We start from the raw sequence: 7,934 nt of genomic DNA on the forward strand, positions 1-7,934 counted from the left end.
CTTTTCGACGCCCGATTGCCGCATTTGGTTGCGCCATTCGCCGGCCTCTGGCATCGCATGACCCAGCGACAAGGAGATCCGCGTGGCGCTCATCGACCGGGACGACCTTTTCATCCCCCTGCCCGACGGCACCCGCCTTGCCGCGCGGCTCTGGCGGCCCGAGGGTGGCCCGCCGGTCCCCGCGATCCTCGAATACATCCCCTATCGCAAACGCGACAACACCCTGCCCCGAGACGAGACGATCCACCCCTGGATGGCGGCGCAGGGCTATGCCTGCCTGCGGGTCGACATCCGCGGCACGGGCGACAGCGAAGGCACCTTCGACGACGAATATTCCGAGCAGGAACAACAGGATGCCTGTGACGTGATCGCCTGGATCGCCGCGCAGGGCTGGTGTTCTGGCGCGGTCGGGATGATGGGGAAAAGCTGGGGCGGCTTCAACTGCCTGCAGACCGCCTTCCGCCGCCCGCCGGCGCTGAAGGCGGTGGCCAGCATCTGCGGCACCGTCGACCGCTTCAACGACGACATCCATTTCAAGGGCGGCGGCCTTCTGGGCGAGAATTTCGGCTGGGGCGCGCTGATGCTCAGCTATGCCGCCCGTCCCGCCGACCCGCTGCTGCGCCCCGACTGGCGGCAGGATTTCCGCGCCCGCCTCGCCTCGATGCCCAATCTGGCCGAGCGCTGGACCGGCCACCAGACGCGCGACGCCTATTGGAAGCATGGTTCGGTATGCGAGGATTTCTCGCGGCTCGACGCGGCGGTCCTGTCCTTCGGCGGCTGGAACGACAATTACATGAACGCCCCCGCCGCGCTGGCCGAACAGGCGCCGAGGGGCAAGGCCATCGTCGGCCCCTGGGTGCATCAATACCCCCACACGGCGGTCCCCGCGCCGCGCATCGACTTTCTGGGCGTGCTGAAGGATTGGTGGGATCACTGGCTGAAGAATGTGGCGAATGGCGCCGGGGACTGGCCCGCCTATCGCGCCTATGTCCTGACCGAGGCCCCGCCCGATGCCAGCGCCGCCCATCGCCCGGGCTATTGGGTGGCAGGGCCCGCGCCCGCCCCGCCCTCGCACCACCTGAAACTGGGCGCAAACGGCGTGCTTGGGGCCGAGGGTCCGATCGACCGCACCATCGCCACGCCGCAGACGCTGGGCGCCGCGGCGGGCGAGTTCTTCCCCATGGGGCTGAACGCGGAAATGGCGGCGGATCAACGGTTTGACGATGCGCTGTCGGTCTGTTTCGAGGCCGCGCTGCCCGAGGGCATGACGCTCGTCGGCGCGGCCGAACTGACGGTGACGCTGAGCGCCGACCAGCCCTTCGCCTTCCTCGCCGCGCGGCTCTGCGACGTGGCGCCGGACGGGGCCTCGACCCGCATCGCCCATGGCATCCTGAACCTGCGCCACCGGACCGACCCGCCGTCGGCCCTGGTCCCGGGCGAGCCGGTGACGGTGACGCTGAGGCTTGACCAATGCGCCTATGAACTGGCGCCCGGGCACCGGCTGCGGCTGGCGCTGTCCACGACCTATTGGCCCTGGATCTGGCCCTCGCCGAAGCCGGTCGCGCTGCGGCTGACCGGGGGCTCGCTGGCCCTGCCGCTGGCCGAGGCCCCGCTGACCCGTTGCGCCTTTGCCGAGCCGCCGCCGGTCGCGCCCAACCGCCTGATCCGCCTGACCCCGGCCGAGGAGACGCGGCGGCACGAGATCGACCGTATCAGCGGCGAGGAGCGGATCATCGTCACCTCGGACAGCGGCCGGACCGAAGACCCCGATCACGGCCTCATCACCCGCGCCACCATGCACGAGACCTGGACCATCCGCCCCGGCGATCCGCTCAGCGCGGCCTGCGACGTGGTCTGGACGCAGCACTTCTCACGCGGCGATTGGTCGGTCGAAACCGAGGTCCGCGCCCGCCAGTCCAGCACCGAAACGGAAATTCTGATCGACGCCGCGCTGGTCGCCTGCATCAAGGACGGCTCGGAAACCCCGGAAATCATCCAAAGAAACTTCCCTGCGCGTGTTGCGCGCCGGGAAATATGACTGTTACAGTTACCGGCAACATTATCGTTGATTGAAACGCCGGTCCGTTGTTTGATTGGCCAGTCAATAAAAAGTACGGTGCCTCGCGCCGTCCTCATAGAGCTTCCAAGGGGAAGCCGCTTCAGGGAGAAGACCATGAACGACGAATTCCGCTACCTTCTTGCGCGGGCCGCTCGCGGCACGCTGGACCGCCGGGCCTTCCTTGGCCGGGCTGCTGCGCTGGGCGTGGCCTCGACGGCGGCGACGGGCCTGCTGTCCAAGGCCGTGCTGGCGCAGGGTCCGCGGGCGGGCGGAACGCTGGTCATGGGCATGCAGGGCGGCGAGAGCACGAACTCGCTGGATCCGGCGCTGGCGGCCTCGCAGGTGCCCTTCGCCTATGCCTATTGCACCGGCGAGACCATCGTGAACATCGGCCCCGACGGCAGCCTGCTGCCCAAGCTCGCCACCGAATGGGAGGCCTCGGCCAATGCCCAGACCTGGCGCTTCAAGATCCGCTCGGGCGTGTCCTTCCACAACGGTCAGACCCTGACCCCCGAGGATGTCGCCCAGACCCTGCGCCGCCACTCGAACGAGGATTCGCAATCGGGCGCGCTGGGGGTGATGCGCGGCATCTCCTCGATCTCGGTCGATGGTGAATGGCTGGTGCTGGAAACCGCCACGCCCAACGCCGACCTTCCCTATCTGCTGGCCGATTACCACCTGATGATCCAGCCCAACGGCGGCTTCGACGATCCGGCCGCGGGCATCATGACCGGCCCCTACAAATGGGCCGAGAACGAGCCCGGCGTGCGCCATGTGCTGGAGAAGTTCGACGGCCATTGGGACAGCAGCGTCGGCCATTTCAGCCAGATCGAGATCCTGGTGATCAACGATGCCACCGCCCGCAACTCGGCCCTGCAATCGGGCCAGGTGCAGCTGATCAACCGGGTCGAGCCGCGCGTCGCCGGTCTGCTGGCCCGGGCGCCGGGCGTGCATGTGGAATCGACCGCTGGCCGCGGGCATTACGTCTTCATCATGCATTGCAACACCGCGCCCTTCGACAATGCCGACCTGCGCATGGCGCTGAAACTGGCGATCAACCGCGAGGACATGGTCGAGCGCATCCTGCGCGGCTATGGCTCCTTGGGCAACGACATGCCGATCAACTCGGCCTATCCGCTGTTTGACGACTCGATCCCGCAACGGACCTACGACCCCGATCAGGCGCGCTTCCATTTCGAGCGGTCGGGCCATTCGGGCCCCGTGGACCTGCGGGTGTCGGACGTGGCCTTCCCGGGCGCGCTGGACGCCGCGCAGCTCTTCCAGGAAAGCGCCGCCGCGGCGGGGATCGAGTTGAACATCATCCGCGAGCCGGGCGATGGCTATTGGTCGGAAACCTGGAACGTGCAGCCCTTCTGCGCCAGCTACTGGGGCGGGCGCCCGGTGCAGGACCAGATGTATTCGACCGCCTATCTGTCGAATGCCGACTGGAACGACACCCGCTTCTTCAACCCGCGCTTTGACGAGCTGATCATGCAGGCGCGGGGCGAGCTGGACATGGCCAACCGCAAGGCGCTGTACAGCGAGGCCGGGCTTCTGGTGCGCGACGAGGGCGGGCTGATCTGCCCGATGTTCAACGATTTCATCGACGCCCATAACGACCAGATCGCCGGCTGGGTTGCCAACCCCGCCGCCGAGCTGATGGCGGGGCAAGCGCCGATCATGATGTGGTCCGCGACGTAAGCCGCCGATGCACCCGATCCCGAAACTGGTGATCCAGCGCCTTGCGCTGGGTCTCCTGTTGCTCTTCGCCGCCTCGGTGATGATCTTCGTCGGCACGATGATCCTCCCCGGCGATGTCGCCCAGGCCATCCTGGGCCAGAACGCAACGCCCGAGGCGCTGGCCAATATGCGCGCCTCCCTGGGCCTGGACCAACCCGCGACCACCCGATATTTCAGCTGGCTTTTCAGCGCCTTGCAGGGCGATCTTGGCACCGCCCTGTCGAATGGCCGCGATATTGCCTCGTCGATCGCCGGACGGTTGCAGAACACGCTCTTCCTGGCTGCCGTCGCCGCCTGCATCTCGGTGCCGCTGGCCATCTTCCTGGGTCTTCTGGCCGTCCGCTACCGCGACCGCTGGCCCGACAAGCTGATCTCGGCCATCACCCTGACCTCGATCTCGCTGCCCGAATTCCTGCTGGGCTATGTCATCATGTATCTGTTCTCGGTCCAGTGGGGGCTTTTCCCCTCGGTCTCGAACATCAATGACGGCATGAGCTTCCTGCAGAAGCTGAACGCCGTGGCCTTGCCCGCCATGGTCCTGACCCTCGTGGTGCTGGCCCATATGATGCGCATGACCCGGGCGGCGATCCTGAATGTCATGCAATCGGCCTATATCGAGACGGCCGAGCTGAAGGGGCTCAGGCGCTTCACCCTGATCGCCCGCCACGCCATGCCCAATGCCATCGCCCCCATCGTCAATGTGGTGATGATCAACCTCGCCTATCTGGTGGTCGGCGTGGTCGTCATCGAGGTGGTCTTCGTCTATCCCGGCATGGGCCAGTATCTGGTCGACCATGTGGCCAAGCGCGACGTGCCGGTGGTGCAGGCCTGCGGGCTGATCTTCGCCACCATCTATATCGGATTGAACCTGCTGGCCGATCTCATCTCCATCCTGTCCAACCCGCGACTGAGGCATCCGAAATGAAGGGCATACCGATTTCCGCCCTTCTGGGGCTTTTCATCACCGGGCTGTTCTTCCTGGCCGCGCTTCTGGCGCCCTGGATCGCACCCTATGGGCTGGGACAGATCGTCGGCGACATCTGGGAGCCCTCGTCCTCGCAATTCTGGCTGGGGACCGACAATCTGGGCCGGGATCTGCTGACGCGGATGATCTATGGCGGGCAGACGACGATCTTTGTCGCCTCGATGGCGACCGCCGTCTCGTTCACGCTGGGCTCGGTCCTGGGCTTCACGGCCGCGGTCTATGGCGGCGTGACCGATCAGATCATGTCGCGCGTCAACGATCTGGTCATGTCGATCCCGACGCTGATCTTCGCCCTCGTCGTGCTCTCGGTCATGCCGGTGACGATCCCGGTGCTGATCCTGGTCATGGGCCTGCTGGATTCCACCCGCGTCTTCCGCCTGTCGCGGGCGGTGGCGGTCGACATCAATGTCATGGATTTCGTCGAGGCCGCGCGCCTACGCGGCGAAGGCCAGCGCTGGGTCATCTTCCGCGAGATCCTGCCCAATGCCCTGTCGCCGCTGGTCGCCGAACTGGGCCTGCGGTTCATCTTCGCGATCCTCTTCATCTCGACGCTCTCGTTCCTCGGCATCGGCATCCAGCCGCCCGAGACCGACTGGGGCGGCATCGTGAAGGAGAACCGCGAGGGGATCGTCTATGGCATCCCGGCGGCGCTGATCCCCGCCGTGGCCATCGTCACGCTGTCCATCTCGGTCAATCTGGTGGCCGACTGGGCGCTGAACCGCACGACCAGCCTGAAAGGGGGCCGCGGTGGCTGACACCCTGCTCGAGATCAAGAACCTGCGCATCGAGGCCACGGTCTATGCCCCGGGCGAGAAACCGCGCGATGTGGTGATCGTCGACGACGTGTCGCTGACGCTGGAACGCGGCAAGGTCATGGGGCTGATCGGCGAATCCGGCGCCGGGAAATCCACCATCGGCCTGTCCGCCCTGTCCTTCGGCCGGGGTGGCATCCGGCTGTCGGGCGGCAACATCCTGCTCAACGGGCGCGAGATCCGGGCGGCCAGCGCCGCCACGCTCCGGGGGCTGCGCGGCAAGGAAGTGACCTATGTCGCGCAATCCGCTGCCGCCGCCTTCAACCCGGCCAAGCGGCTGATGGAGCAGGTGACGGAAGCCACGCTGCACCATGGCCTCATGTCGAAGGACGAAGCGGAGAAACGCGCGGTCGATCTGTTCCGCACCCTGTCGCTGCCCGACCCCGAGAATTTCGGCAAACGCTATCCGCACCAGGTCTCGGGCGGGCAGTTGCAGCGGGCGATGACGGCGATGGCGCTCTGTCCCAAGCCCGACCTCGTGATCTTCGACGAGCCGACCACGGCGCTGGATGTGACGACGCAGATCGACGTTCTGGCGGCGATCAAGACGGCGATTGCCGAGACCGGCGTCGCCGCGCTCTACATCACCCACGATCTGGCGGTGGTGGCGCAGGTATCGGACGAGATCATGGTGCTGCGCCACGGCAAGATGGTCGAACACGGCACGGTGCAGCAGATCATCGAGGCCCCGCGCGAGGAATACACGCAGGCCCTGATCTCGGTCCGCTCCATCGATCACCAGCAGAAACAGCCGACGCCCGAGCCGCTGCTCAGGGTCGAGGGCGTCTCGGCCCGCTACGGCGCCATGGCCAAGGACGTGCTGTCGGATGTCTCGGTCGAGCTGCATCCGGGTCAGACTTTGGCGCTGGTCGGTGAATCCGGATCGGGTAAATCGACCATGGCACGGGTCATCACCGGGCTGCTGCCGCCGCGCAAGGGGACCATCACCTTCGACGGCAAGCCCCTGCCCCCGGCGCTGAAGCAACGCTCGCGCGATGAGCTGCGCGAGTTGCAGATGATCTATCAGATGGCCGATGTGGCGATGAACCCGCGCCAGACGGTGGCGACGATCATCGGCCGGCCGCTGGAATTCTACTTCAACCTGCGCGGCCGGAAACGCGACGAGCGGGTGCAGGAGCTGCTGGACGCCATCGAACTGGGTAAGGGCTTTGCCGACCGCTACCCGGCGGAACTGTCGGGCGGGCAGAAGCAGCGGGTCTGCATCGCCCGGGCGCTGGCCGCCAAGCCCAAGCTGATCATCTGCGACGAGGTGACCTCGGCGCTGGATCCGCTGGTGGCGGACGGCATCCTGAAGCTGCTCTTGGACCTGCAGGCGCGCGAAGGCGTGGCCTATCTCTTCATCACCCATGACATCGCCACGGTGCGGGCCATCGCCGACAGCATCGCGGTGATGTACCGCGGCAAGGTGCAGCGCTACGGGCCGAAGGATCAGGTGCTGACCGCGCCCTTTGATGCCTATACCGACCTGCTGCTGTCCTCGGTGCCGGAGATGGAGCTGGGCTGGCTGGAGAAGGTGCTGGCGCATCGGCGGATGAGCAGCGCGGGCAATTGAGCGGGTGAAATCCGGCGGGCCGGGACGGGATGCCGATTGCGCGCCCTGCCCGGCCCGTCTAGACAGGGCGCTGTTTCGCCCGAAGGTGTCCGATGACCGACCAGCAAGACCGCCCGCAGCTCTATCTCGTCACGCCCCCCGCGTTCGACCCCGAGGATTTCGCACCGCGCCTGGCGCGGGTGCTGGACGGGATCGAGGTCGCCTGCCTGCGCCTGGCGCTGGCCGGCAATGACGAGGATCAGATCGCCCGGGCGGCGGATGCGCTGCGCGAAGTCTCGCATGCCCGCGATATCCCGCTGGTGATCGAGCGCCATGCGGTGCTGGCCGAGCGGCTGGGCCTCGACGGGGTCCACCTGCCCGACGGCGCGCGCGACCTGCGCAAACTGCGCAAGACCCTGGGCCCCGATGCGATCCTGGGCGCGGGCTGCGGCACCTCGCGCCACGACGGGTTGAACGCAGCCGAGGCGGGCGCCGATTACGTGAGCTTCGGCCCGGTCGGCGAAACCGGCCTCGGCACCGGGGCGCGGGCCGAGACCGAGCTTTTCGCCTGGTGGTCCGAGATGATCGAAGTACCGGTGGTGGCCGAAGGCGCGCTGACCCTCGCGCTGGTCGAGACGCTGGCGCCGATCACCGATTTCTTCGCCCTCGGCGCCGAGATCTGGGGCGCCGAGGACCCGTTGGCGGCGCTGAAGGCGCTGATGGCGCCGCTGGGCTGAAGGTCTGGGGGCGGAGAGGTTTCGCCCTCGGTGCCTCGGGCGACCAAGG

General features: G+C 67.0%; 6 protein-coding genes. All 6 read left to right on the plus strand.

Translation table 11 applies throughout. From position 1 onward, the window contains the following. Positions 1-82 precede the first annotated feature (82 nt). Positions 83-2,038 carry a CocE/NonD family hydrolase gene (locus VDQ18_RS09035; protein WP_323020617.1) on the plus strand — a complete coding sequence of 652 codons (1,956 nt, stop codon included), beginning with the start codon at positions 83-85 and terminating at the stop codon, positions 2,036-2,038. A gap of 135 nt (positions 2,039-2,173) precedes the next feature. After that, on the plus strand, positions 2,174-3,760 hold the full coding sequence (locus tag VDQ18_RS09040) for an ABC transporter substrate-binding protein (RefSeq protein ID WP_323020618.1): 1,587 nt from the start codon (positions 2,174-2,176) through the stop codon (positions 3,758-3,760). Positions 3,761-3,767: 7 nt separating this feature from the next. Next, positions 3,768-4,724: an ABC transporter permease gene (locus VDQ18_RS09045; protein ID WP_323020619.1), complete on the plus strand. Its 957-nt coding sequence runs from the start codon at positions 3,768-3,770 to the stop codon at positions 4,722-4,724. Then, complete coding sequence (locus VDQ18_RS09050; protein WP_323020620.1) at positions 4,721-5,539, plus strand: ABC transporter permease; 819 nt, start codon at positions 4,721-4,723, stop codon at positions 5,537-5,539. The genes VDQ18_RS09045 and VDQ18_RS09050 overlap by 4 nt, the downstream gene beginning before the upstream one ends. Continuing rightward, complete coding sequence (locus VDQ18_RS09055) at positions 5,532-7,169, plus strand: ABC transporter ATP-binding protein (protein WP_323020621.1); 1,638 nt, start codon at positions 5,532-5,534, stop codon at positions 7,167-7,169. The genes VDQ18_RS09050 and VDQ18_RS09055 overlap by 8 nt, the downstream gene beginning before the upstream one ends. A gap of 92 nt (positions 7,170-7,261) precedes the next feature. Beyond that, complete coding sequence (locus VDQ18_RS09060; protein WP_323020622.1) at positions 7,262-7,885, plus strand: thiamine phosphate synthase; 624 nt, start codon at positions 7,262-7,264, stop codon at positions 7,883-7,885. Positions 7,886-7,934 lie beyond the last annotated feature (49 nt).

This window comes from Pararhodobacter sp. (genome assembly GCF_034676075.1).
In the GTDB taxonomy this organism is placed as follows: Bacteria; Pseudomonadota; Alphaproteobacteria; order Rhodobacterales; family Rhodobacteraceae; genus Pararhodobacter.

Bases quoted from the DNA above. Each gene is read 5' to 3' on its own strand.
- VDQ18_RS09050 (WP_323020620.1), top strand. From the start codon at position 4,721: ATGAAGGGCATACCGATTTCCGCCCTTCTGGGGCTTTTCATCACCGGG.
- VDQ18_RS09045 (WP_323020619.1), top strand. From the start codon at position 3,768: ATGCACCCGATCCCGAAACTGGTGATCCAGCGCCTTGCGCTGGGTCTC.
- VDQ18_RS09040 (WP_323020618.1), top strand. From the start codon at position 2,174: ATGAACGACGAATTCCGCTACCTTCTTGCGCGGGCCGCTCGCGGCACG.
- VDQ18_RS09060 (WP_323020622.1), top strand. From the start codon at position 7,262: ATGACCGACCAGCAAGACCGCCCGCAGCTCTATCTCGTCACGCCCCCC.